This is a genomic window from Muricoccus vinaceus, assembly GCF_042433125.1.
GTDB classification, from domain to species: domain Bacteria; phylum Pseudomonadota; class Alphaproteobacteria; order Acetobacterales; family Acetobacteraceae; genus Roseomonas; species Roseomonas vinacea.
Genome location: NZ_JBHLVZ010000032.1, coordinates 19935 through 42892 on the forward strand (window position 1 = coordinate 19935; position 22958 = coordinate 42892).

A 22958-nucleotide genomic window follows, 5' to 3' on the forward strand; every position below is an offset into this window, starting at 1 on the left:
CTCATGACCATTACCGGGTCGCATGACACCGTCCTGATCGTCCTGTCTGTGCTCATCGCAATCGCGGCTTCCTTTACCGCCCTGGACTTGGCGAGCCGTGTCCGCGCATCGGTGGGCTGGGCCCGCCACGTTTGGCTTGCAACAGCCGCCCTGGCCATGGGTGGTGGGATCTGGGCCATGCACTTCGTGGCCATGCTCGCCTTCAGCATGCCGGGCATGGAGCTGGGATATGACCTCAGCTTGACGCTCCTGTCGCTGGTCGTGCCGATTGGAGCCACTGGCCTGAGCTTCGCGGTCGTGAGCAGGCCTCGCCCAGCGCCTGTGTTGGTCCTCGCAAGCGGGCTCTTCATGGGGTTGGCTATTGTCGCGATGCACTATCTTGGTATGGCCGCCATGAAGATGCCGGCGGACCTCCGCTATGCCTGGCCATGGGTTGCAGCCTCGGTTCTGATCGCCATTGGCGCCGCCACGGTCGCGCTCTGGCTCGCGATGCGAACCAGCCGCCTCGTGACCAAGATGGGCGCCGCGGTTGCCATGGGGTTCGCGATCGCGGGTATGCACTACGCGAGCATGCAGGGAGCCGTGTTCACGGCCCACTCCCATGCCGAAATGGGTCACGGCTCCACCAGCCTGGGTCAGCTGACCCTGGCGCTCGCCGTGGCGGCATCGACCTTCCTTATTCTTTTTCTCACCTTGGCTGCGGCCATGGTCGACCGCCGCTTTGCCGTGCTGTCCGAGCGTGAGGCGGTGGCGCTGCGCCGGAGCGAGGAGCGCTTTCGCTCCCTCTATCAGCTCACGCCGCTCCCCTTGCACTCTCTCGACCGGGAGGGCCGGATCGAGAACGTCACAGAGGCATGGCTTGAACTGCTGGGATACGGGCGCGAGGAGGTTATCGGCCGTCCCTTGGTCAACTTCATAGCCGAGGCGTCCGCCCGCCAGTTCCTGCAAACCGACTGGCCCAGGCTCTTTCACAACGGCGAATTGAGGGACGTCGAGTACCAGGTCGTCAGCAAGGCTGGCGAGTTTCTGGATGTTGTCGCCTCCGCTCGCGTTGAATGGCACGAGCAGGGCACACCCGCTCGGGTGCTGGGCGGCCTGACCAACATCACCGAGCGTAAGCGGGCCGAAGAGGCCCTGCGGCAGTCGCAAAAGATCGAAGCAATGGGACAGCTCACCGGGGGCGTGGCCCACGACTTCAACAACCTGCTCGCCGTGGTCATGGGCAACCTGGAACTCCTCCGCAAACGTGTTCCCGAGGATCCCAGGTCGGCCGCTCTTATCGAAAACGCCCTCCAGGGTGTCCAGCGCGGCGCTGTCCTAACCCAGCGCCTCCTGTCATTCGCCCGAAAGCAGGAGCTCAAGCCAGAGCCTGTCGATGTGCCGGAGCTTGTGCGCGGCATGGCCGAGCTGCTCCAGCGCTCCATCGGGCCCATGGTGCAGATCGACACCCATTTTCCTCTTTCTTTGTCCCGCGCGCATGTGGACGCGAACCAGTTGGAGCTCGCTCTGCTCAACCTGGCGGTGAATGCCAGGGATGCCATGCCGGGAGGCGGACGGCTCACCATCTCCGCCGCGGAGCAGGTACTGCTGCCCGACGCCTCGGAGGGACTAAGGCCGGGCAAGTATGTGCTGCTGTCCGTGGCCGATACCGGCGTGGGCATGGATGCGGCCACCCTGGCCCGGGCCACGGAGCCGTTCTTCACCACCAAGGGGATTGGCAAGGGAACGGGGCTCGGTCTGCCCATGGCGCAGGGACTGGCCGCGCAGTCTGGGGGACGTCTCCTGCTCCGGAGCGAACCAGGGCAGGGCACCACGGTGGAGCTCTGGCTCCCGGCAGGGGAGGGGACGGTTGAGGCAGGCTCCGCCGCCTCAGCGACGAAGTTGGCAGCTGCACCAGGGAGCACGGTGCCGCTCACGATCCTGGCTGTTGACGACGATCCCCTGGTGCTCGCCAACACGAGCGCCATGCTGGAGGACCTCGGGCACATAGTGCTGCAGGCAGCCTCGGCGGACGAGGCGCTCACCATCTTGAGGGCAGGCCAACGGGTCGATCTTGTGGTTACCGATCAGGTTATGCCCGGCATAACAGGCACCCAGCTGGCTAGCACGCTCCGGTCCGAGCAGCCGCATATCCCGGTTCTTCTTGTCAGCGGCTACGCGGATCTCCCGTCCGAGAGCGACGATAGCCTGCTCAGACTCGGCAAGCCTTTCAACCAAGCTGCACTGGCGCAGGCGGTCAGTGCCACCTGTGGTCAGGCAGCGGGTGCAAAGATTATCCCTTTGCGGGAGCGAAGCACCTCAAGCTCAGGAGGGACGATACTCTCCTGAAGGCGCTCGGGCTGTGCCAGCACGATACGGCGCGCCAGAGCTGAGCCTGTTTACGGTGTTGTTGACGCGAGCAAGGCCGCCGTCAGTACGGCCTCATCTTGCTTTGTCCCGCTGGCTTGCAAACTGGAAGCAGCGCGTGGCTGCATCAGTTCGGCAACCTCCTGGTACACTTGCGAGAGGGGAAGGCTACGGCCCTGTCTCTCAAAGACACCCGGGTTTGGGCGAGCGGCCGCACCAACCACTGCGACGCTCGACGCCGTCGGATTGCGCCTGAGCTCCGTCAAGAAGCGGCGTGCCCCTTGCGGGCCCAGCATGTGAACGAGGTAGAGATCCGTTGGTGTGACCGGACGCTCGAGCTCGCGTTCCAGTGCAGCCCGCTGCTGCCCGATCCGCTCGGATGCCATAACGGCTGCGAGCTGAGGATCATCGCGCATCCGCAGGATTCTCGCGAGAACACGTGGGTCGCGTGCCGTGATGTTACCCTGCCGATCCGTCCTGAGCGCCGCGGCATAACCGCCAAGGTCGTGTCGCGCGCCAAAGTCACGCACCACCTCCAGCCATGTGCTTCGGGTGAATTGCATCAGGCCACGGGCGGACGAAAGCGGGTTCTTCGCAGTCGGGTTGAACTGGCTCTCTCGCCCCGCGATGGCGTGCAGGACAGCCGGGTCAACATCGCTGAGCCGCCCAGCATGTGCAAGCGCGACAACAGCGGCGTTGCGGTCGGCGCTGCGCGTGACAGCGCGTGGCACCGGGTACGGAGTGCGGGATGACGTGCGTGCGCGGCGCTCGTCCGGTAGCCGCCCAACCGCGCGCGCGCGGACTGCTGGCGTTGCAGGGCGCTGGCGAACATGAGCAACGTCCGCACGGGCTACTTCCTGGCGTTTCGCCGCGACAGGCGTGGAAACCGCCAGAACAACCAGGAGCGAGCTCAACCCCATCATACCTCGTTGGAGCCAAGTGAAGCACCGAGCAGGCGTCATCGCGCCGCCGCTTGTAGCAGCGGTGAGTTGAACTGCAGACAACTTGAGGTTCCCTTCCGTAAGGTCGGAGCTCGGCTGTGCAGAACGGAGCAGCAGAGCAGGGTCGCGGAAGAACGAACATCGTGTAACCGCAGTTTCACTCAACGGCACAGGGTTACGGCTGCTTTCACCTCGCGGAGAAGAACTCGAGTGTGGAACACGTCCCCCGACACGGAGCAGGGCATCTTGTCCGGGAATAAAGTACCGTCATCACCACCTTAGGACGCCACGCTTCTTCCTGCACAACTCATGGTGGGCGCCCCCGCGTCGCGTGTTGGCGCGCTGCGGCGTTGGTGCATGGATGCGGGTGAGCAGACAGGACTGGCCCCATCCGGTCCGAGGTGTCAGGTGGGGCGCGTCGAGACTGGCTTTGCAACCTGGATCATGCGGTTGAGCACCCGAGCGGCTATGGCGGCTTCGCCTTGCTGGGCAGGCAAGAGGCGGGCGCGCAGCTTCGGGCCGATGATCGTCTTGTATCGGCCGACCGCGGTCTCCGCGAGACTGCGGCGGCCGTAGCCGGTCTCTCTCTGCCAAGCCATGCGTCCCTTCTCGGCGATGAGCTGGATGTGGCGATCGCGTTGGCTTGGCGCATCGGTATTCTTCGTGCTCGGCACCGCCGAAGATCGCGGCGGGATGACGACGACCGGCCGCAGATCGGGCTGGTGACTGGCGATAGCCCGGTAAACCGGCTCGCCATCGTACGCACCGTCCGCTGTCACGGAGGCGATTTCGCTCTCGATCGGCTCAAGCATCGCTGGCAACTGACCGGCATCATCGGCGGCGTTGTCGGTTAGCAGGCAGGTGACGATTTCACCAGTGCCGGCGTCCACGGCAAGGTGCAGCTTGCGCCAGGATCGGTGCGTCCGCCCGTGCTTCTCTTCATCCCACTCGCCCTGGCCGTAAAGCTTCAAGCCGGTGCTGTCGATCAGCAGGTGCAGCGGGCCGTGTGGGACGGCCTTCGGCTGCCGCCCGACGAACATGCGGCTGCGTCGGCTCAAGGTCGTGTGGTCCGGGACGCGCAGCGCTTGCCCGAGCAGCCGCAGCACGCTCGTGGCGAAACCCTCGGCCTGGCGCAGGGCGAGATGGGAGACGAGCCGCAGCACAAGTACCAACTCAATCGCTGCGTCCGAGTACCGGGCCTGGCCGCCAGGGGTGGTCCGTCGCGGCGCCTGCCACTCCGCAATTGCGGCCTCATCAAGCCAGAGCGTCAGGTCGCCACGCCGCTTCAGGCCAGCCTCGTAGACCGGCCAGTTCTGGACCCGATAGCGAGCCTTGGGAATGCGATGGCGGCGGGCGGCACTATGCTTGAAGGGCATGTCCAGGAGCGTAATGGCCTAGCTTTCGCTGGACTACCCTGCTTGGCTCCGTGCACCAACGCCCATCGAAGCCCGCTCTGATGAGGATGCGCCGTAGCCCGCGACAGCCGTCGGTGAACGCCGTCAGCACCGTGCCCGCGGTGCGCCCGACCGCGTCGAGGCTGCGGCGGATCAGCGCCGCGGGATCCGTGTCGGTCTTGGCGACAGCACCGAAGACCTGTCGCCTTCCGTTCGTCGTCTCGACATTGCCGATCCGGACCTCCAGGTGCCGCTCGCCCTCCTCGCAGCTCCGGACGAAGGTCGAGTCCAAGGTCACCACGATCGCCTCGGCAGCAGCTGCCGGCTCGGCTGTCGCCGGCACCGGCAGGCTCCCGGCGACCTTGAGGGTATGCCGGCGCAAGGTCTCGGGATCAGTGCCTGCGTCCACCGGGAACAACTGCGCCGGCACCTCGGCGGCGGTCCGGTAGGTCATCAGGGCGGAAAACTGCGCCCGCAGCCGATCCAACTCCGGGGTCGAGCGGGCGTGCGATGGCCATCCCACGCCGGTTTCGGTTACGCCGCATCCGCCGCAGCGAAAGCGAGGCAGCCAGACCCTGACCTGGCCGAATAGCGTCGCAATCCCGTGCTGGCGGTAGTCCTTCACCCGGCACACGCCACCGCAGCCGCGGCACCCCGGACGGCGCGCGGCATGAACCCGGGCCTGCGCCGCGACGATCTCCCGCTGGACACCGGCAAGCAGCCGTTTGCCCTCGGCCAAGGTCAGGCCCAGGCTGGCCAGATCGGTGAGGTCGTCCGGCTTGGCGATCCGCATGACGTCGGTGCTGTATTCTTCGCCCTCGGCCCCGATGCTCACCAGCTTCACGATCCAGGCCACGCTGTCTCTACCTCGACGGGAAAACAGGCCTGAAACTAACCCTCTCGGCCTCGCACCCCCAATCTCGCGGCAGTCCCAATGGTACCGTCGATCTGACAGAACTTTGAGCTAAAACCCTTACTCAAGCGGCTTGACGCACCCGCAACATACCATTACGGCCAGGTCATAATTCCATAACAAGCGCAAATCGGGTGAGCAGCAAACCACTAAAATGGAGTCGGAAATTGTGGGTTGAACGACAGCTACGATTAAAAGCACGATCGAGTTTGCTACCGGCAATTATTTCGTTGTTGGCGAACAGATTCAATCCGATTGCAAACGGCCGCTATCAGCACGCAAGGAGGTGGGCGTGAAGAAAGGCAAGCTTCTTAAAGGATTGATGAGGGTTGGCACCCCTGGAATTCTTGTTACCGCGTATTTCTTTTTGAAATCTCGAGCTCAGGTCAGCACTCGTGCAGAAGTTGATATGAGCTCTAACATCACCTTGGGACGGAGCTGCGTCGTCGGCTCTTTTAGCAAAATTAAAGCGAGTGAGGGGCCTTTAGTAATAGGTGACAGAGGCGGCATTGCAAATGGCTGCTTCATTTCAGCTGGAGAAAAGGGCATTTTTATCGGTGACAACTTTATATGCGGCCCAAATGTTAACATTGTGGGGCAAGCCTATGTTTACAGAGAGAAAAATAAGCATCTTGAAGACCAGGGCATAGTGTCCCGGGGTATAAAAATTGGCAACAACGTTTGGATTGGTTCAGGATCTACGATTACAGACGGCGCAGTTATTGGCGACAACACGATTATTGTTGCCGGAAGTCTCGTAAATCGAAAGTACCCGAACGATGTTATTTTGCAGGGATCGCCCGCGAAGATAATCCTCCGTCGGTAAACACGGCGATCTGCTCGCATTTTGCAACCGGAATCCTAAAGGACAAAACAATGCGTGAACGGATTTTAAAGATCGTTACTCGTGTGATTGGAGAAGTGAATGATGAGATGCAGTACGAAAATCTGAACAATCCAAATGAAAATACGATTATTTTCGATGGTGATAATGGCATCGACTCATTGTCCCTAGTCCTTCTCGTGAGTACCGTTGAGGCTGAGATAAACAAGGAGTTCTCTTCGAATATCCTGGTTGCTAGTGAAAAAGCAATGTCAATGCGTAACAGCCCGTTCAGAACAGTCGATTCTCTTACGACCTTCATCGAAGCGGAACTGACTGCATCATGAAAAAAAGGGTTATGATTATAACTGGCACTCGAAAGGGTATCGGCCGGTACTTGGTTGACTATTACCTTGAGAGAGGGTGGCAAGTCGTTGGGTGCAGTCGCACTGACATGGAGCAGAGCGTCACCGGATACCGGCATTTTTGCTTGGATGTAGCAGATGAGCGGGCGGTTCAAGCGATGATGAAAACTGTGATGTCAGAATTCGGTCAGGTCGATGCGCTGATCAACAATGCCGGCATCGCCTCTATGAACCACATGCTGCTAACACCTTTGTCTACGGTGAAAAACGTTTTCAGCACAAATGTCTTTGGAACCTTTAATTTCTGCAGGGAAGCCGCAAAGGTGATGCTTCGTGCGAAGCGGGGGCGGATTGTCAACTTTGCCACCGTCGCTACGCCGCTACGCCTTGAAGGCGAAGCCGCCTATGCGGCCTCCAAGGCAGCAGTAGAGTCTTTTACACGCATTATGGCGAAGGAGGTGGCAGCTTACGGTATCACCGTCAATGCGGTCGGACCTACACCGGTAGCAACCGATCTCATCAAGGGAGTTTCCAAGGCAAAGATGCAGGCATTGCTCAACACGCAAGCCATAAAGCGCTTGGGAACCTTCGAGGATGTGGCCAATGGAGTAGACTTCTTTTTGAAGGAAGAAAGCGACTTCGTCACCGGTCAGGTCCTCTTTCTTGGTGGCGTATCATAGATGCTTAACGTGACACACCTTGATCGACTTTTTGATAAGTTCCGCATCTATGCGGATCGCCGCGCTGTCGTGGAAGGAGATTATCAGTACAGCTACTCAGCTCTTGCTCAAGCCGTCGAGGAAGCGACCGAGGCGCTTGACCACCATGCGGTTCAAGCAGGTGCGGTCGTTGGGTTGCAGGCTGAGTTCTCCTTTGCAGCAATCGCAATGGCCTTGGCTCTATTCCGCCGACGGGCCGTTGCGGTCTTCATTTCGCCTAATCTTCCAAACCCACTGCCGCTGCTGGAGGAGACTAGCGCAGAGGGCATTTTTTCGTGGGATGCCGACGGCGCGAGATTTTTTCGTCCTTTGAAGGAGCATGCTCCACACCTCCTTCTCAGAAAGCTTCGGCAGGAGGGGAGATCCGGCTTCGTTGTTTTTACCAGCGGCAGCGGGGGCAAGCCGAAGGCGGTCCTTCATGATCTTGAACGCTTCTTGGAGCGATACTCGGGCGCGTTAAAACCTTATACTACTATGGCGTTCCTTCTGTTCGACCATATCGCCGGCATTGATACCATGTTTTACACGCTACACGCTGGTGGTGACCTAGTTCTAGTTAAGAACCGACGCCCGGGAGAAATCATAAATCTGATTGAACGCTGGTCAGTCGCCGTGCTGCCAGTATCTCCCTCTTTTCTCAAGTTAATGTGCATGGGTGAAATCCCGCATGGCGTCGATCTGACCTCGCTGAAAATTATTACGTTTGGATCAGAGCCCATTGACTTGGCAACTTTAACCAGCGTTCAGCAAATTTTCCCTAATGTGAAGATCAGCCAAAAGTATGGTGCGTCCGAGTTCGGCGCTCCTCGCGCTCAAACTCGCGGCGATGACAGCCGCTGGATCAAGCTTCAGTCGCGGACGGTCCATACTCGTATCGTGGACAGCGTACTTTGGTTGAAGTCACCTACTACGATGCTCGGGTATCTTAACTCTGACAACTCAGTTCTTCACGACGGATGGTTTTGCACTGGCGATCTCGTTGAAATTGAGGGGGACTGGATCCGCGTTCTGGGGCGCCAGTCGGACATCATAAACGTCGGTGGCGAGAAAGTTTTTCCTGCCGAAGTGGAAGCCGTTGTTCAGGAACTTGAGGATGTCATCGAAGTCGCGGTGTCCGGGGAGCCTCACCCGATGCTCGGCGAGATCGTAACGGCCTCCGTCCGCATTGCTGCTGGTGGTGTTGATGACACCACGCTGCGCAAGCTTGTCCGCCAACACTGTTTGGGTAGGTTGGAAAGGTACAAGGTTCCCGTGAAGATCACCTCGACTACTAAGTCATTGGTAAATGATCGACAGAAGGTGGTTCGCTAGCAGCGTGCATGCGCTCAGACATATCCGTCCGCCGAGTGGCGCCTGTTCTGAGGGGGGATGTTCGCTGACCTTTGTGACGTTCGTAAGGGCGACGCTGATGGCGGTGGCGCGATTGAGATCATCACCGGGTTGAAGCGGCTGCGTCGCTGGCGCGCTGAGGACAAGCTGTTCGTGCCAGCTGAAGCAGCGGAGCCACTGGCACGGACACCCGATGCTGCTTTCTGCGCGAGCCCATTAAGCGCCAAACAGATCGGCACTCAGCTACGGCTCAAGCGGCTTGAACAAGTTGTTCAAGCCCAGCTAGCGAGTTTCTTACCTTGAGCGCGGGGCAACAAGCTTTCGTTCCTGATACCAGGCGATGGTGTTGCGCACCCCCTCGGGGTGCGCCCACTGCGACCTGTAGCCGAGCCGCTGCTTCGCCTTGGTGAGATCGAATGCGCGGTCGTGGGTGAAGAAGCCGACCCGGCGCCGTGACAGCGGCGGCCGGACCTTGAAGGGACGGCACAGCACCTCGGCCACCACGCCCGCCGCCCAGACGGGGGCAAGGGGAACACGCAGCCGTGGTGGCTGAACTCCGCCTTCGCGCGCGATCAGCTCCACAAGCTCCCGAAGGCGCATCGGCTCCGCGGAGGCGATGTTGAAGGCCTCCCCGTGCACCGCTCGTGCGGGCGCGACGGCCCCGAGGAGAAACGCATCCACGTTGTCCTCCACATGGCCCAGATGCGTCCAGGCCTGGCCGGAACCCACCATGACGAAGCGGCCATCCAGGATGGTCTTGAACAGCTTCAGCATGCGTCGGTCACCCGGGCCGTACACCATGGCGGGCCGGATAGCCGTGATCGCCATCTGCGAGGGGCTCGTGCGCCTCGCGAGATCGAGGATCGCGACCTCGCCGGCCAACTTGGTGCGATGGTACAGATCCATGGGATTGAGGGCGGTCGCCTCCGTCGCCGGCACCTCCTTCACGTGGCCATGAACCCCAACCGTGCTGCAATGAACGAAGCGCTCGGCCCCCATGCGCAGGGCGGTCTCGGCCAGGCGAAGCGCGCCCCGGTGGTCGACCTTGTCGTACATGTCCTCGCTCTGCTCAGTCTCCTGGAACATCGCGGCAATGTTGAACACCACCTGCGCACCGCGCAGCATCTCGTCCCAATTGTTATCCGCCGACAGATCGAGCACGGCCGCGCGCAGGCCCTCGCGGCGGAGTTCCTCCGCCTCCGACGGAAGGAGAACCGTTCCCGTCACGTCGATGCCATAGCTCACCAGTCGGCGAAACAAAGCACCGCCAATGAAGCCCGCCGCACCCGTCACGAGGCAGCGTTTTCCCCGGAGGGCCTCGTATTCAACCGGCAGAGGCATCACGTCGTGGCTCATCATAGGTTATCCTTCGTGGTGGGGACGAACGGGTTTTCTGCCGCAATAACGGCAAGACTCGTCTTAAGCTTCCCCTTCCAGAAAACACGGCGCAGACGTGCAGCGGTTTCGACCCGCGTGAACCCCGCGGCCTCAGCAAGCGTCCTGAGTTGCTGGGTCGTGTAGAAGCGCACTTCGTCACGAAGGATGTAGCGATGGACAAGGTCCCAGAGAACCGTTGCCGGCGAGCCGTCGGCCGCTCTGTCGAGAAGAAGGATCCGCCCTCCGGGTCGTAGCATCTCTCGCATACGGCGAAGCGCGGATTGCGGATCTGAGAAGTAGTGCAGGCAGTTGGCGCAGACCACGAGGTCGAAATGCCCGGTGGTGAGTTCCGCATGTGCCAATGACCCCGGGTCCTCCCAGTTCGCCTGATGGTAGCGCAGCTTCGTCAATCCCTCGTCTTGGGCAAGCTTGCGAGCCTCCCGGATCATCCCGCCAGAAAGATCAACGCCGACGCCATCGAGCGCCGCGTCGTTCCGTGCCAGTTGCCGAAGCAGGAATCCGGTCCCGCAGCCCGCGTCGAGAACGCGCTCGACCGGCTGCCCTCGGGCAGTAAGCTCAACGAGCAGCAACGAGTGGGCCTTGTACCAAGAGGCACTATAGTTTGTCTCGTATTCCTGTGCGACAGCGTCGAACAGACTTTCAACCGAACGGGCCGTTCGCAAAACCATCGACACTACTCCCTTGTGTGCCACACTGAATCGGTGCGGCTACGGCAAACTTCTGTCGCGATGCCATCCGGTTCACGTCTTTATTGAGGGAACCTCGTCTACGCTGACGCAGTTCACCTCTCGCGGTAGCGCCTACCAAAAACGGCTGACGATGAAGTCGTTTATCTCTTGCCGCACTCGGCTGATTGTCAGGCACTGTCGATGAGATGTGCTTTGGTAGGCCGTTTGCCGGCATCCTTGGTCAAAGGCTTACGAGGGGCGACGAGACAGCAGCTGTGCTCTCTCAGTCGCGCCACAGCTGCTGCTTGGAAGAAGGCGCACGTGCCGAAAGCGCTGTGATCCGTCACACCGGTCTCACCATCGAACCGTAGTGTTTGGTCACCTCGTTCAAGGGCTCCGTATCCCTAACCTCTAAGTGTCGGATTGGTATGTGCCGGTTTCACGGTCTGAGCACGGTCAAAACGAGCGGCAAAATCAGCCAGGAAGATGTCCTTGTGGTCGGCGACCGTCTTAGCGCCACGGTAGCCCCCATAGGCCAGAGCCGGGTCGTGACTATCAATCCAGTAGAGCGGGCTATCCGCAACATAGGATCCGCCCCAGCCACGCGCGGTTGGATCGTCGAAATTTCTGCCAGGGTCGATGAGGTAGAGAACCGAAAAGGTATCACCCATCTTCAAGCCGTTGGTTCGTCTCCAACCATCAAAGGCGCCGTAGAGATCTGTGCTGTTGGCCATGAAGAGCCGCCCAAGTGCGCCGTGGCCACGCGCGTTTGGCCGGGGCCAAGCTCTGTCAGGATTGTTGTGGCCACTTGGTGGAGCATAGATGCCTCGTCCGCTACCGGCTCCGTTGATCCACCACAATCTGCCCTTCCACATCGTCAGCAAATAGCGGTGCGCGTTGGGATCCTGACCGTCTCTGCCGCTCGAGATGAGTCGGATGTTCGGAACAATGCCGGGTTCATCGTGGACCGCTTGGGCCAGGTCGCCGTGGCTTCCCCAGGTGAGTACCCAGAGCGGCCTTGTTGGGCTGGCTGCCCTGGCGGCTGCGATGATGGCTCGTGATGAGTTGGTGGGCTTGGAAACACCCGCCTCCGGCTGCGGAGCAGGATGGCCTGCACGAACGATGCTGCGTAGGTAAGCGGGGGTGGGATAACTTGCCGAATGGGTAAGGAGTGTGGAGTAGTCCTTCTCATAAGCTGTGATCACCGAATGGATCGCGGATATCCTGCCAAAGCCCAATCGTGCGGCAGCGGAGCCCAAGCCGACGATGTTCAGGTCGTCGGCATAGAGGAGCAGATGGATCAGGCTCTGCATGTCGTCTTTGTCGGACCCACCGGCATCGGTCGTGACGAAGACGCGTGGCTTTGCAGCATTAATATGGGCTGGCCAACCAGCCTCGGCTGACATCGCAGGGCTGACCGCGCGCTCGGCTGCGAGAGCTACACTGCCGCCTAGAACAAAGCGGCGGGTATAAGCAGCATTGCTGCGGACCCACATTCTGCCGGCATTCACGGTTCAGATCCTTCCTCTTGAGCGCTCGACGCCGGCTCTGCTCATTCTGATCCTCCTGTGGTGCCTCAGCCTAGCCCGCCGGCTGTTCCATGTATTGTTTGAGGTTGTGTTGCAAACTTTGCGGCGGGCCGCAGATGGCCTGGATAGCGGATCTGTCAGAGCTCGCGCCAGGAGTGCGCGGATTGGCGAGCTGGGGCAGGCGTGGATAGGCTCCTGACGGTTGATGGGCCGGCTGGGAGCCTGGGATGGAGTGCGTGGACTGCGGATCGGCCGAGGTGACTGAGCGGCGGGACCGTACGGCCCAGGGTTACCGGCGCTTCCGGTGCCGCGCTTGCGGCCGAGGGTGCAACGAGCGCAGCTCGGGGGTGCTGAACCGGGCGCAGTACCCGAGCGACGTCATCGCCCTCGTGGTGCTCTGGCGCCTGCGCTACCGGCTGACCCTGCGCGATATCAGCGAGATGTTCCTCCAGCGCGGGATTGTAGTCAGCTACGAAGCTGTGCGGGAGTGGGAGGCCAAGCTCGCGCCGGTTCTCGCGGGTGAACTGCGCCAGTGTCGGCGAGCAAAGGGCGGCCCCGGGCGTCGCTCCTGGCACGTTGACGAAACATATTTGAAGGTCCGTGGACGCTGGTGCTACTTGTATCGGGCGATCGACAGGAACGGTGACCTCATGGACACCATGCTGAGTGAGCACCGCGACATGGCGGCGGCCCAAGCCTTCTTTCGCTCGGCGAAGTCGGTCACCGGCCAAGTCCCCGACCAAGTGACCACGGACGGACACGGCTCCTACCCACGAGCCATCCGATCAACGCTCGGCCGGCGGGTTGTCCATCGCACCAGCGCTTACAAGAACAACAGACTGGAACAAGATCATCGGGGCGTGAAAGGCCGCATTCGATGTATGCGCGGCTTCAAGAGCTTCGGTTCAGCGGAGCGGTTCTGTCGAAGCTATGACGAACTCCGCAACTTCCTTCGCCTCCAGACCCGCCACAGCCAGCACATCCCCGCCAACCGCCGACGCCTGCTTCATCTCCGTCGTGCCACTGCTGCGCTCGCAATCCTCGAGGCAGCGTAGGCCGAACGGGCTTGCATCTCACGTTGTCAGGCTTGGCGCGAGATCTGACAGAGCCCCCAAAGTTCACCGGGAGTTTTGGCGGAAGGGCTTGCTAACGATTTTACATCCTGTGGCGTGGCATCGTGAGCTGCTGAGCAGATGACCGGCGGCACCAAGGCACAGCGAGACGGCGGCGGGCACTCGGGTGAGGCTGAGCCGTTTGTAGAAAGGCCAGAGCAGGAGCCCTGGCGGCTGCACCGGCTCCTGGCCGGGCTCCATGGATTGCTGGGCTGCCCCTTACTTGCGATCGAGGCGGCACTGGCTTGGTTCGCCGCCTGCCCGCGCGGGTCACGTCGAGAATCATGGGCTTTGGCTACGGGGTACGCCTTTCGGCAGTGACCCGGCGGCGCCGACATCCGCAAGGCACGTCCCTCCGCGAGCCGCCGCGTCCGCACCGGGCGGTTGGGCCCAACGCATTCTTTGGAGGCTGCAGACATCGGGCGTTCGCCGTTGACCGAGGCACGAAGGTGCCATGGTTTCATACGTAGTATCCCTAGGTGGTGAATGGGAGCGCTAAGGATCACTTGCACAATGCAAACTAGGGAGAAGCGACATGCACGTGCTTTTCAGAACGCTCGCCCGGCTATTCGATCCTCTCTGGTCCATCACCAGGACAAGGCCGTGGCTTTCCGTCGCGATCCTGGGTGGTGCGGCAGCGATCTGCTATTTTCTTGAGATCCCGTATCTTCGTACCTTCCTGGCCCTGGCAGCTGCATCGGTCCTGATCGTCAAGGCCGAAGCGGATCGGCGCGAGCATATGGTCACCGCCAATTTAGCCTCTGATCCGGCGCGGTAGACCTAGTCAGCTCCCGCCAGCAGCCGCTTCTGTCGCTGAGCCCAGACAATTGGCGTTGTCCAGACACGCGCCGGGAATGCTCGCGTTGACACCGAAAAAGCCAGTGTCGCGTTCAGCGCTTTCTGCAATCAAACTGCCTGCATCGAGGAGCCTGCCTATGCAACGCTTTCACCTGCTAACTTCAGCAGCCCTCCTGGCTGCGTCATTCGCTACGGTTAAACCAACGCTCGCGGCAGATCCGACGCAGATCCAGATCTGCCCGTCGCGGGAAAAGATCGAGGAAATTATACAGAGTGGTGGCAGTTTAACGCCGGATGGTTGCCGTCTGGCGAGGATTACGCGAGTGAACTCGCCTGCGGGCGCAATCTGCCAACTTGATTTGGGGCAAGGTGGGCAGGGCATAATCGGCTCACTACGGGACGCAGTCTCTGACACACAATGGTGGACGTCTTGCGCCAATTTGGGATCTCCCTGAGGGAGCGCTGATTATGGCGTGCTGGTACGGCTTCTTCATCAACGCTCACAAGGACGTCTGCATCGCCATGCCAGGCCGGTGTACGGTGCGTCTTAGCCGACGGACAATGCTTTGGTGATCTGAGGTTAACTGCGTAGATGGTGCCACACGGACGGTACTCCTCCCATGTCTTCGCGTTCACGCCAGGCGGACTGGAAATGTTGCTCTGGATTGCAACGGTTCCCCACGGACTCTGATGCGGGCGCGAGTTGCGTTTGAGAATGCAGAAAGGGTTCGTGCGCTGCTTCAGCAGCGAGAGGTGGCACCGCTATGCATCTGCATCAAGGGATGTTGCTCCCAGCGGAAAACTCAACGCGCCTGAGCCCTTCGTGGCACGGCTTGTCAACTGGAGCTACCAGCTCGATGCGCGCTCCCGCTACCAGTCCTGATCCAGGCACATTCCCGCAGTGTCGCGCGGCAAGCGCTTGCGGAACTGTCCCACTCGGGGCCGCCATCGCATTCTTGCTCACCCTTCTGCCCGCCGTTTCAAGCCGCGGTGAGGAGGCGCACCGCCGAGTAGCGCCGGGCCAGGAGAGGGCGGTCGATCCTGGTGCGGCGAACGAGGTAGGCGCAGATCTCCTTCTTTACCAAGTCCAGATCGCTCCGACTGGCGATGCAGCGCTCGATGATGCGCTCTCAGCAGTCTCCCGGCTGATCCAGTTGCGGGAGGAGGCGCCCACGACTGCCTTCGGGCTTGTCGCCCGCGCAGCTGATGACCGAGAGCGCCTGGCCCGTGCCCTTCACTCCGAAGGCTACTGGGGCGGTTCTATCCAGATCCTTCTTGGGTCCTTGGCGCTCAGCACCTCGGAGCTGGTGGAGCGGCTGGAGAAAGGGCAGGAGCGCCCGGTGATGGTACGCATTAGGACCGAGCCTGGCCCCCGTTACACACTCTCAAGCATCGTGGTCTCCGCGAGCACGCAGGACGGCATGGCGCCCGTTGCTGCGGTGACTGAGGAGGACATCGGCCTTTCGCCCGGTGACCCGGCTGCTGCCGCGCCGGTTCTCGCGGCGGAGGAGAGACTGGTCCGGCGCCTGCTGGCCGCTGGCTACCCGCTGGCCAGTGTCGTGCGGCGCAACACGGTAGTTGATTACGACCGGCGCAGCATGGAGGTGGCGTGGACCCTGGCCCTAGGGCCGCAGGCTAGCTTCGGCGCGCCGCAGGTGGCCGGGACGGAGCGCGTGGATCCGGGCTTCCTAGTCAGCTTCGCCGCGAACCAGCTTGCCGGCGAAACCTACAGCCCGGAGCGGCTGGAGCAGGCTCGCAAGCGGATCATGGCGCTCGGCGCTTTTGCCTCGGTACGGTCGGAACCGGGCGAACGGCTGGATAGGGCTGGACAACTGCCCGTAACCTTCAACGTCACCGAGCGCCCGCGGCACGCCATCGGTATCACTGCCGCCTATGAGACGAACTATGGCCCCTCCGTCCAGGTCTATTGGGAGCATCGGAACCTATTCGGCAGCGCCGAGCGGCTGCGCCTCGAGGCCGAGGTGGCGCGCCTCGGCAGCGGCGCACTCGTCGACGGCTCCACCTATCGCGCCTTCGCCACGCTGGGCGTGCCCGGATTGTTCGGGCGTGACCTCACCTTGGTCACCACGGCTGGCGCGCTTCGCGAGCGCCTCCGGGCTTATGACCGAGACGCCGGCGTGGCTTCGGCCATCCTGGAACAACGGGTTTCCGACCATCTCACCTTCGGCATAGGTCCCACGCTGGATATCGGCGAGTCCGGCCTGCCCGGCGGTCCCCTGCGGCCATACCAGATCGCCGGCGTGGCGCTGACCGGTCGCTGGGACGGGACCGACAGCCTGCTAAATCCGACCAAGGGGTGGCGCGTGAATGGAAGGCTGACACCGGGCTGGAGCTTCCGCGAAACAGCGCCCTTCACGCCTCTCCGCGTTACCGTCAGCACATACCAGGACATGCTCGGAGATGGGCGCAGCATCCTGGCGCTGCGCGGCAGCTTCGGAACCCTGGTCGGCAGCGACCGGCTGGATGTGCCTCAGCACCAACGCTTCTTCGCCGGTGGCGGTGGATCGGTCAGGGGATACGATTACCAGTCCATCGGCCCACGCGACGCGCAGGGCCGGCCGCTGGGCGGCGCGAGCCTCCTGGAAGCAAGTGTGGAGTGGCGCCAGCGCATCGGCGAGAGCTGGGGGGGCGTCGCCTTTGTTGATGCGGGGACAGTCGGCACCGGCACGTTTCCCGACACCTCTTCCTTGCGCGCCGGCGCGGGGTTTGGGGTGCGCTACCACACGGTGATCGGGCCGATCCGGGCGGATGTCGCGCTACCCCTGGTGCGGCAGGTCGGCTCTTCCGGCTATGGCATCTATGTCGGCATCGGGCAGGCATTCTGACCGTGGCTCCGCGCCTCGTCCCTTTGGTCACCCTGGCCCTGTTCCTGATCGGCGCGGCGATGGCGCAGGACGATGCGGCGCGCAGCCCTTCCTTTCTCGAACGGCAGCTGGAGACCCTGGTACCGGGGCTCAGGGTGGAGGGGCTGAGCGGCGCCTGGCGAGCGGCCCCGGTGGCGGAGCGCATCACCCTGTCGGACGCGCAGGGCATCTGGCTGACCATGCAGGAGGTCCGGCTGGACCTCGCTCCCACCGCGCTGCTCCGCGGCGTGCTGCGGCTGGAGGCGTTGGATGCCGCGCTGGTGCGGGTGGAGCGGTTGCCGGTGGCCCCCACCCTTTCGCCTCCGGCGGGGAACCCGCCGCCCGGCCAGGGGGGCCTGCTGCCCGCCCTGCCAGACCTGCCCGTGGACCTCTCGCTCGACCACCTGGGCGTGCAGCGGCTGGAACTGGCCGAGGCGGTGCTAGGCCAGGCCGCCGTCTTCTCTCTCACCGGCAGTGCCGGGCTAGAGGCCGGGCGGCTTGCTGCCGATCTCTCGCTGCGCCGGCTCGATCGGGAGGGCAGCGTCGCCCTGAACCTCGCCCTGGCCCCCAAGGCCAACCGGCTGAATGCCCGCGTCGAACTGCGCGAACCCGAGGGCGGACTTGTTCCCACCCTGCTCGGGCTTCCGCAGCACCCGGTGACGTTGGAACTGAACCTCGATGGGCCTGCCGACGGCGCTGCCCTGTCAGTCCAGGCGCAACTCGGGCCGGAGATCGCGCTCGACGTGCAGGGCACGGTGCGCTCGCTTGCCGACGGAAGCTTTGGCGCGCGGCTGCAGGGCCAGGCCCGAGCGGCGCCGCTGGTCCCAGCGGAGTACGCCGGCCTTCTCTTCCCCGCGCAGCTGACGCTCGATGCCGACCGGTCAGCCAACGGACCGCTGGCCATCTCTGAACTGCGCCTGAAGATGCCCTCGGGACAGGGCAGCGTGAACGGCACATTTGACATCGCGCGCGAGGTTCCCGACCTGACAATACGTCTGGCGCTGGACCAGGCAGCCCGCTTTGCCCCGCTGCTGCCGCAAGGCGTGGCCTGGGAGGCGCTGCAGGCGGAGGCGCATGTCACCGGCACCCTGTCGGCCCCGGAGGTGAGGCTGGAGGCCACGCCCCGCGCCTTCACCACCGGCATCCGGCAGGCAGATGCCGTGCTGGGGGCCAGCCCTACCCTGTCGGGCACCGCTTCGCTGCCAGGCCCACGGATCGATATGACGTTTCAGGGCCAGGAGGGGCAGCTCGCCGTGGTGGGGTCGCTGGCAGAACCTGCAGACCTCACGGCTCGCCTTGTGCTGCCGCGGCTGGAGGTATTGGGCGCAGGATCGGAGGGCGCATTGGAAGCGACGGCCCAGGTCGCGGGACCGCTGAGCGATCCGACGGTCACCCTGGCGGCCCGTTCCGGACAGCTCACTTTGGCCGGTCGGACGTTGAGGGGGATCAGCCTCGATGCTCGCCTGGAGGCGCCGGCCACCGCTCCCTGGGCCGAGGCACAACTGGAGGCGACCCTTGATGGCCAGCCTGTCAGCTTGGTGCTGCGGGGCAGGCCGGACGCGAGGCGGTTGCGTCTGGAACAGGCGAGGCTGCAGGTTGGCCCTGGTGTGCTGACGGCGACGGGCATCCTCGACCCCGATGCGCTGCTGTTCGATGGTTCCGCGCAGCTGGACGCGCCCGCGCTGGCGCCGCTGGGGCGGCTCGCCGGCATTGAAGGGTTGGAAGGGCAGCTCCGCGCAAGCGGAGAGTTCGGCCCACGCGACGGCGTCCAGGGCTTTGATCTGGCCCTGGAGGCCCCCCGGCTTGCCTATGCCGGCAACTCTGGCCGGCTGCGCGCCACGGCGAAGGGAACGCCCGGCGCGTTTGCGTGGGGGCAGAGGCTTCGGCACAGCAGGGCTCGCTCACCGCGCGCGGCCGCTTGGCGGTGGCGGACCAGGGCTGGCAGGCAGAGCTTGCAGCGCTGCGGGTCGAGGCTGTGGGAGAGACGATCCGCCTCGCCGCCCCTACCCGGGCCTTGATTGGCCATGACGGAGGTGTCTCGCTCGGTGCTCCCCTCGTTCTGGCGGTGCCTCGAGGCGGACGAATCAACCTCTTCGGACGCTGGGGTCCGGACCGGGCCGACCTCACCGCGAACTTGTCCTCCATTTCCGTCGCTCTGGCCGGGCGGTTCCTGCCGGACCTCTCGCCTATCGGCACAGTTGCGGGCGAGGTCCGGGTCACCGGGCTCGCGTCCGGCCCGGAGCTGCGGGCGACCCTTCGTGGCAGCGGCCTCCGTCCTGGCGCGTCGTGGTCGAACGGCCTTCCCAGCCTGAACCTGCGCGCCGAGGCCAGTTGGGTATCGGGTGCGGCGCGGCTGAGGGCCGAACTGGAGGCCGGCCGTGCCGGTCGGCTGACGCTCACGGCCACGCTCCCACAGGGATTTGGTAACACCGCACAGCTCGAAGCGGGGCTGGAGGGCAGCCTGGCGCTGCAGCCGCTGGCCGCTCCCTTCCTAGCGGCCGGCGCGAACCGCGTGACCGGGCGCCTGCAACTTGCGCTCAGGGCCAGTGGCCCACTCAGCGCGCCGGAACTCGGCGGGCGCGCCACCCTCAGCGGGGGCGAGTACCGCAATCCGGTTTATGGCGTCCGGGTCAGGGACATTTCTGGGACCATTGTCGGTGAGGGGACGCGCCTCGTTGTTGAACGGCTTGGGGCGCGCACCGTGGGGGGCGGCACCATCGCGCTCCGGGGTGATGTGGACTTTGGCGTCGATGGGCTTCCCGCCGACCTCACGCTGACGGCGCGCAATGCCCGGCCGGCGGTGTCCGACCTCGTCACAGCAACCGTTGACGCTGGTCTGCGACTTGTCGGGCCACTGCTAGGGAATGGGTTGCTCTCCGGTCAGGTGCGGGTGCAGCGAGCCGAGGTTCGGATTCCACAGAGCATCCCGTCAAGCGTGCCGGTTTTGGAAAACGTGCGGGTGCGCGGAACGCCCCCGCCTGGCGCAATCCTGCCTCCCTCCGCGCAGCCGAATGCTTCAAATTCCGCGGCACCTGCTGACCTGCCTCCTATCCGGCTGGAGGTCGCCATCATGGTACCCGGGCAGATCTTTGTCCGGGGCCGCGGGGTGGATGCGGAACTTGGCGGCGGTCTGCGCATCGGCGGTACGCTGGCAGAGCCCGTTCCCCAAGGCGGGTTTGACTTGCGACGGGGAACGCTGTCGGTCCTGGCCCGGCGGCTGACCTTTGATCGTGGTCGGATCGATTTTGCCAATGGAACCCTGATGCCGCGGCTGGACCTGACGGCACGCAGCCAAGCCGGCAGCACGAGTATCATCGTCGCGGTGCAGGGCACGCCGACAAAGCCTGAGATCACCTTCAGCTCCTCCCCGGAGCTGCCGCAAGACGAGATCCTGGCGCGCTTGCTCTTCGACCGCTCGACGGACCGGCTCTCACCCTTCGAGATCGCCCAAATCGCAGCGGCCGTGGCGCAGTTGACGGGCATCGGGGGGGGGAGGGGAGCAGCCCCTTGATCAGCTACGCGGTGCACTGGGCCTTGACCGCCTCGGCATTGCGGGTGGAACAGAGGCGGGCAGCGGACCCGCGGCGGAGGCTGGTCGCTATGTGGCGCCAGGAGTTTACCTGGGGATCCGGCAAGGCGTGCAAGGAGGTCAGACCGGCGTTGGGGTGGAGGTGGAGCTGACGCCCCGTCTCAAGCTTGAAGGGCAGACGGCGACGGGCGCGGCAGGTGACCGCCTGGGACTTACCTACGAATTCGAGTACTGAAGCGGGCGCCGGACCAGGGATTTCCTTTCCGCTCAGGCCCCGCCGGCGCGATCCAGGCGCCGGGCAAGTGCTGCTATGGCGAGGAGCGGCAAGGCCAGTCCCAGCGCCGTCGAGGCGATTACCAGGTCGGGCAGCGCGGCGTAGTCACCTCGGCCGACCACGAAGGCCGCGTTGAGGACGCGGGAGGCAATTGCTCCGGCCTGGAGCGCGAGGTTCATCAGAGAAGCCATCAGCGCGAACCAGGTGGCGCGCCTTCCCTCCGGCGCGTGCATCGCGATCAGCGTCAGCATCGGGATCATGGCGAGCTGGGCTAATGGTGCGGAGAAGGCGGTGTCCACCAGGCCAATGGTCCGGGCACCGAAGCCCAGCACGCGCTCCGTCCACTCGTGCAGACCAAAGAGCATTCCGATGGTCGGCAGCATAAAAAGCGCGTTGAGCACTGCGAGCCAGAAGAACACGGCCGCAAGCGGCCAGCGCACCAATCGGCCCCCGAGCAGTAGTGCACCAGCTATGGCAAGGCCGCTTCCGAGCTGCGCGAGCGTCCCGAAGAAGCCCTGGTCATAGCCCAGCACTTCGATCTGCCACCACTGCAGCGCCGGCCCCGGCGGCGGCGTGGCACGATAAGCGAAGATCACGATTCCGGCTGCCAGCATCGCCCGGCGCGTCGCGAGCGGCACTCCCTCCACGGTCACCCGCAGCAGTGCCAGCAGAACACCGAGGGCAAGCAGAAATCCTATTTCCTCGGCGAAAGGCGGCTGTGCAAGCGCGAGGACGAGCATGGCTGTACCAAAGGCGAAGCCACCCCAGAGCACCCGTCGATCCGGTGGCGTGGGAACAGCGTCTTTCGAACTCCCCGATTCCTGAAGCAGGAACCCCGCGAACAAGGAGGGGAGCGGCAGCAGCGCGGCAAGCAGGAACATGGTTGCTGCCGGGAGTAACTGCGCCAACCAGCCCCCCGCGCCAGCAACGGCAAAGGTGCCGGCCATAACCGCAACACGGCCGAGCACCTGAACTTCCCCCAACTCTGCTTTGATGAGGTCTGGGTTACGGGGCGTACCGTTTGGGCCCACCCGTTCCACGACCTCCGTCGTCAGCGCATCGGCAACACTGTCTTGGATAACAAGGCCGATGACCACAAGCAGCGAGGCCGCGATGTATGCGGCCTCCGCAGGAAAGAGAGCTGTCGACCCTGCGGCGGCCGCAGCCAGCATCAGGTTTCCGGCCACCTGGAGGAGTGCGCCCAGCAGCACATAGGCACGGCGACGTGACCCAAGCAAAGGCACCGTGTCCACCAGATGACCCACAACCATTTTGATGGTCCAGGGCACCGTGAGCCACGCCGAGAGAGCGAGCAGGCTCTGCGGTGAAAGCCCAAGCCGGTCCCGAACCCAGAAGGTTTCCGCAATGGCTGAGAAGCCGCTCGCGCCTGCGGCGAGATAAATCAGCAGTGGAGGCGCAGTGCGGCGGTTTAGCATCGCCAAACGCGTCCGCAGCCCGCCCCTTGGTGCGGCGCTCATGCGGGTCTCATGGACGCAGGACGTGTGTTCTCGGACGGCACCGGGATAGCCTTCTTCATTTCTGCATCATCACCAGTTATCAGCCTGCGCCAGCACAGTTCGGGCTATCACAAAGAGCCGGGATAGATGCCTTCTTCGCTCCTCATAGCAGTGGAGCCACCACCCCTCCCCGAATGAGCAAAACACCAACCGACCGGAGTCCACTTTAAGCCTTCCTGGCCGGCGATCCGGTGCACCAAACGCCCGGGAACTTAGCCGATCCAGCATTGGGCCCCACGCGAATGCCGACTTCATCTAACACTGAACGCATCGAAAAGAACTGTCTTGCTCAACGACGCCGCGCCAGTGGTCTGCTTTGTGCTCACCACACGCGATGAGAGGTTGCATAGACGAGCCCTTCTGTTCAGGGTGCAGTCGTGCAATTAAGATTATCACTCCTTCTTGCCATGGTTGGTCTGGTTGCCCTCGTCGGCAGTCC

The 22958-nt window shown here is 63.3% G+C and carries 19 protein-coding genes; 12 read left to right on the forward strand and 7 right to left on the reverse strand.

The genetic code is table 11. The features are described 5' to 3' along the window. Positions 1-3 precede the first annotated feature (3 nt). On the forward strand, positions 4-2328 hold the full coding sequence (locus tag ACFFIC_RS12695) for an MHYT domain-containing protein (RefSeq protein WP_377050810.1): 2325 nt from the start codon (positions 4-6) through the stop codon (positions 2326-2328). 50 nt (positions 2329-2378) lie between these two features. Here the strand turns inward: ACFFIC_RS12695 and ACFFIC_RS12700 are convergent, their stop codons facing one another. The 3 genes from ACFFIC_RS12700 to ACFFIC_RS12710 all read right to left on the reverse strand — a co-directional run bounded on the left by ACFFIC_RS12700 (position 2379) and on the right by ACFFIC_RS12710 (position 5537). Further along, entirely contained in the window at positions 2379-3308 is a 930-nt protein-coding gene (locus ACFFIC_RS12700; protein ID WP_377050842.1) for a transglycosylase SLT domain-containing protein, read from the reverse strand. Between the two features lie 383 nt (positions 3309-3691). Next, complete coding sequence (locus ACFFIC_RS12705; RefSeq protein ID WP_377050812.1) at positions 3692-4663, reverse strand: IS5 family transposase; 972 nt, start codon at positions 4661-4663, stop codon at positions 3692-3694. Beyond that, positions 4647-5537 (reverse strand): hypothetical protein, encoded by an 891-nt coding sequence (locus tag ACFFIC_RS12710; RefSeq protein WP_377050814.1) that lies wholly within the window; start codon positions 5535-5537, stop codon positions 4647-4649. Before ACFFIC_RS12710 ends, ACFFIC_RS12705 begins: the two co-directional genes overlap by 17 nt. Before the next feature lie 349 nt (positions 5538-5886). Here ACFFIC_RS12710 and ACFFIC_RS12715 point away from each other — a divergent pair, with 349 nt between their 5' ends. The 5 genes from ACFFIC_RS12715 to ACFFIC_RS12735 are packed head-to-tail and all read left to right on the forward strand — an operon-like array spanning position 5887 to position 9133. Continuing rightward, a complete protein-coding gene (locus ACFFIC_RS12715) occupies positions 5887-6420 on the forward strand; it encodes an acyltransferase (RefSeq protein ID WP_377050816.1) in 534 nt (177 codons plus the stop codon). A 50-nt stretch (positions 6421-6470) separates the two neighbouring features. Then, entirely contained in the window at positions 6471-6764 is a 294-nt protein-coding gene (locus tag ACFFIC_RS12720; RefSeq protein WP_377050818.1) for a hypothetical protein, read from the forward strand. An 11-nt stretch (positions 6765-6775) separates the two neighbouring features. Continuing rightward, positions 6776-7462, forward strand: coding sequence for an SDR family NAD(P)-dependent oxidoreductase (locus ACFFIC_RS12725; RefSeq protein ID WP_377050844.1), 687 nt, complete (start codon positions 6776-6778; stop codon positions 7460-7462). Then, positions 7463-8812 (forward strand): class I adenylate-forming enzyme family protein, encoded by a 1350-nt coding sequence (locus ACFFIC_RS12730; RefSeq protein ID WP_377050820.1) that lies wholly within the window; start codon positions 7463-7465, stop codon positions 8810-8812. A gap of 57 nt (positions 8813-8869) precedes the next feature. Further along, positions 8870-9133 (forward strand): hypothetical protein, encoded by a 264-nt coding sequence (locus ACFFIC_RS12735; protein ID WP_377050822.1) that lies wholly within the window; start codon positions 8870-8872, stop codon positions 9131-9133. Here the strand turns inward: ACFFIC_RS12735 and ACFFIC_RS12740 are convergent. From ACFFIC_RS12740 to ACFFIC_RS12750, 3 genes are all read right to left on the reverse strand, one after another. Beyond that, entirely contained in the window at positions 9125-10189 is a 1065-nt protein-coding gene (locus ACFFIC_RS12740) for an NAD-dependent epimerase/dehydratase family protein (protein WP_377050824.1), read from the reverse strand. The two genes, ACFFIC_RS12735 and ACFFIC_RS12740, sit on opposite strands and share 9 nt — an antisense overlap. Beyond that, on the reverse strand, positions 10186-10896 hold the full coding sequence (locus ACFFIC_RS12745; protein WP_377050826.1) for a methyltransferase domain-containing protein: 711 nt from the start codon (positions 10894-10896) through the stop codon (positions 10186-10188). Before ACFFIC_RS12745 ends, ACFFIC_RS12740 begins: the two co-directional genes overlap by 4 nt. Before the next feature lie 404 nt (positions 10897-11300). Beyond that, entirely contained in the window at positions 11301-12407 is a 1107-nt protein-coding gene (locus ACFFIC_RS12750; RefSeq protein ID WP_377050828.1) for a nucleoside hydrolase-like domain-containing protein, read from the reverse strand. 365 nt (positions 12408-12772) lie between these two features. Between ACFFIC_RS12750 and ACFFIC_RS12755 the strand changes: the two genes are divergently transcribed. The 6 genes from ACFFIC_RS12755 (at position 12773) to ACFFIC_RS12780 (ending at position 20963) form a co-directional block, all read left to right on the forward strand. Further along, complete coding sequence (locus ACFFIC_RS12755) at positions 12773-13480, forward strand: IS6 family transposase (protein ID WP_377050830.1); 708 nt, start codon at positions 12773-12775, stop codon at positions 13478-13480. Between the two features lie 592 nt (positions 13481-14072). Beyond that, on the forward strand, positions 14073-14315 hold the full coding sequence (locus ACFFIC_RS12760) for a hypothetical protein (RefSeq protein WP_377050832.1): 243 nt from the start codon (positions 14073-14075) through the stop codon (positions 14313-14315). A 976-nt stretch (positions 14316-15291) separates the two neighbouring features. After that, positions 15292-17181 (forward strand): autotransporter assembly complex protein TamA, encoded by a 1890-nt coding sequence (locus ACFFIC_RS12765; protein WP_377050834.1) that lies wholly within the window; start codon positions 15292-15294, stop codon positions 17179-17181. 2 nt (positions 17182-17183) lie between these two features. Further along, positions 17184-19217 carry a translocation/assembly module TamB domain-containing protein gene (locus tag ACFFIC_RS12770; RefSeq protein ID WP_377050836.1) on the forward strand — a complete coding sequence of 678 codons (2034 nt, stop codon included), beginning with the start codon at positions 17184-17186 and terminating at the stop codon, positions 19215-19217. 116 nt (positions 19218-19333) lie between these two features. Continuing rightward, positions 19334-20710 carry a translocation/assembly module TamB domain-containing protein gene (locus tag ACFFIC_RS12775; protein ID WP_377050838.1) on the forward strand — a complete coding sequence of 459 codons (1377 nt, stop codon included), beginning with the start codon at positions 19334-19336 and terminating at the stop codon, positions 20708-20710. A gap of 37 nt (positions 20711-20747) precedes the next feature. Next, the gene (locus ACFFIC_RS12780) at positions 20748-20963 is read left to right on the forward strand and encodes a translocation/assembly module TamB domain-containing protein (protein WP_377050846.1); all 216 of its coding nucleotides are present in this window, start codon (positions 20748-20750) and stop codon (positions 20961-20963) included. Between the two features lie 32 nt (positions 20964-20995). Here the strand turns inward: ACFFIC_RS12780 and ACFFIC_RS12785 are convergent, their stop codons facing one another. Next, positions 20996-22480: an MFS transporter gene (locus tag ACFFIC_RS12785; RefSeq protein WP_377050840.1), complete on the reverse strand. Its 1485-nt coding sequence runs from the start codon at positions 22478-22480 to the stop codon at positions 20996-20998. Positions 22481-22958 lie beyond the last annotated feature (478 nt).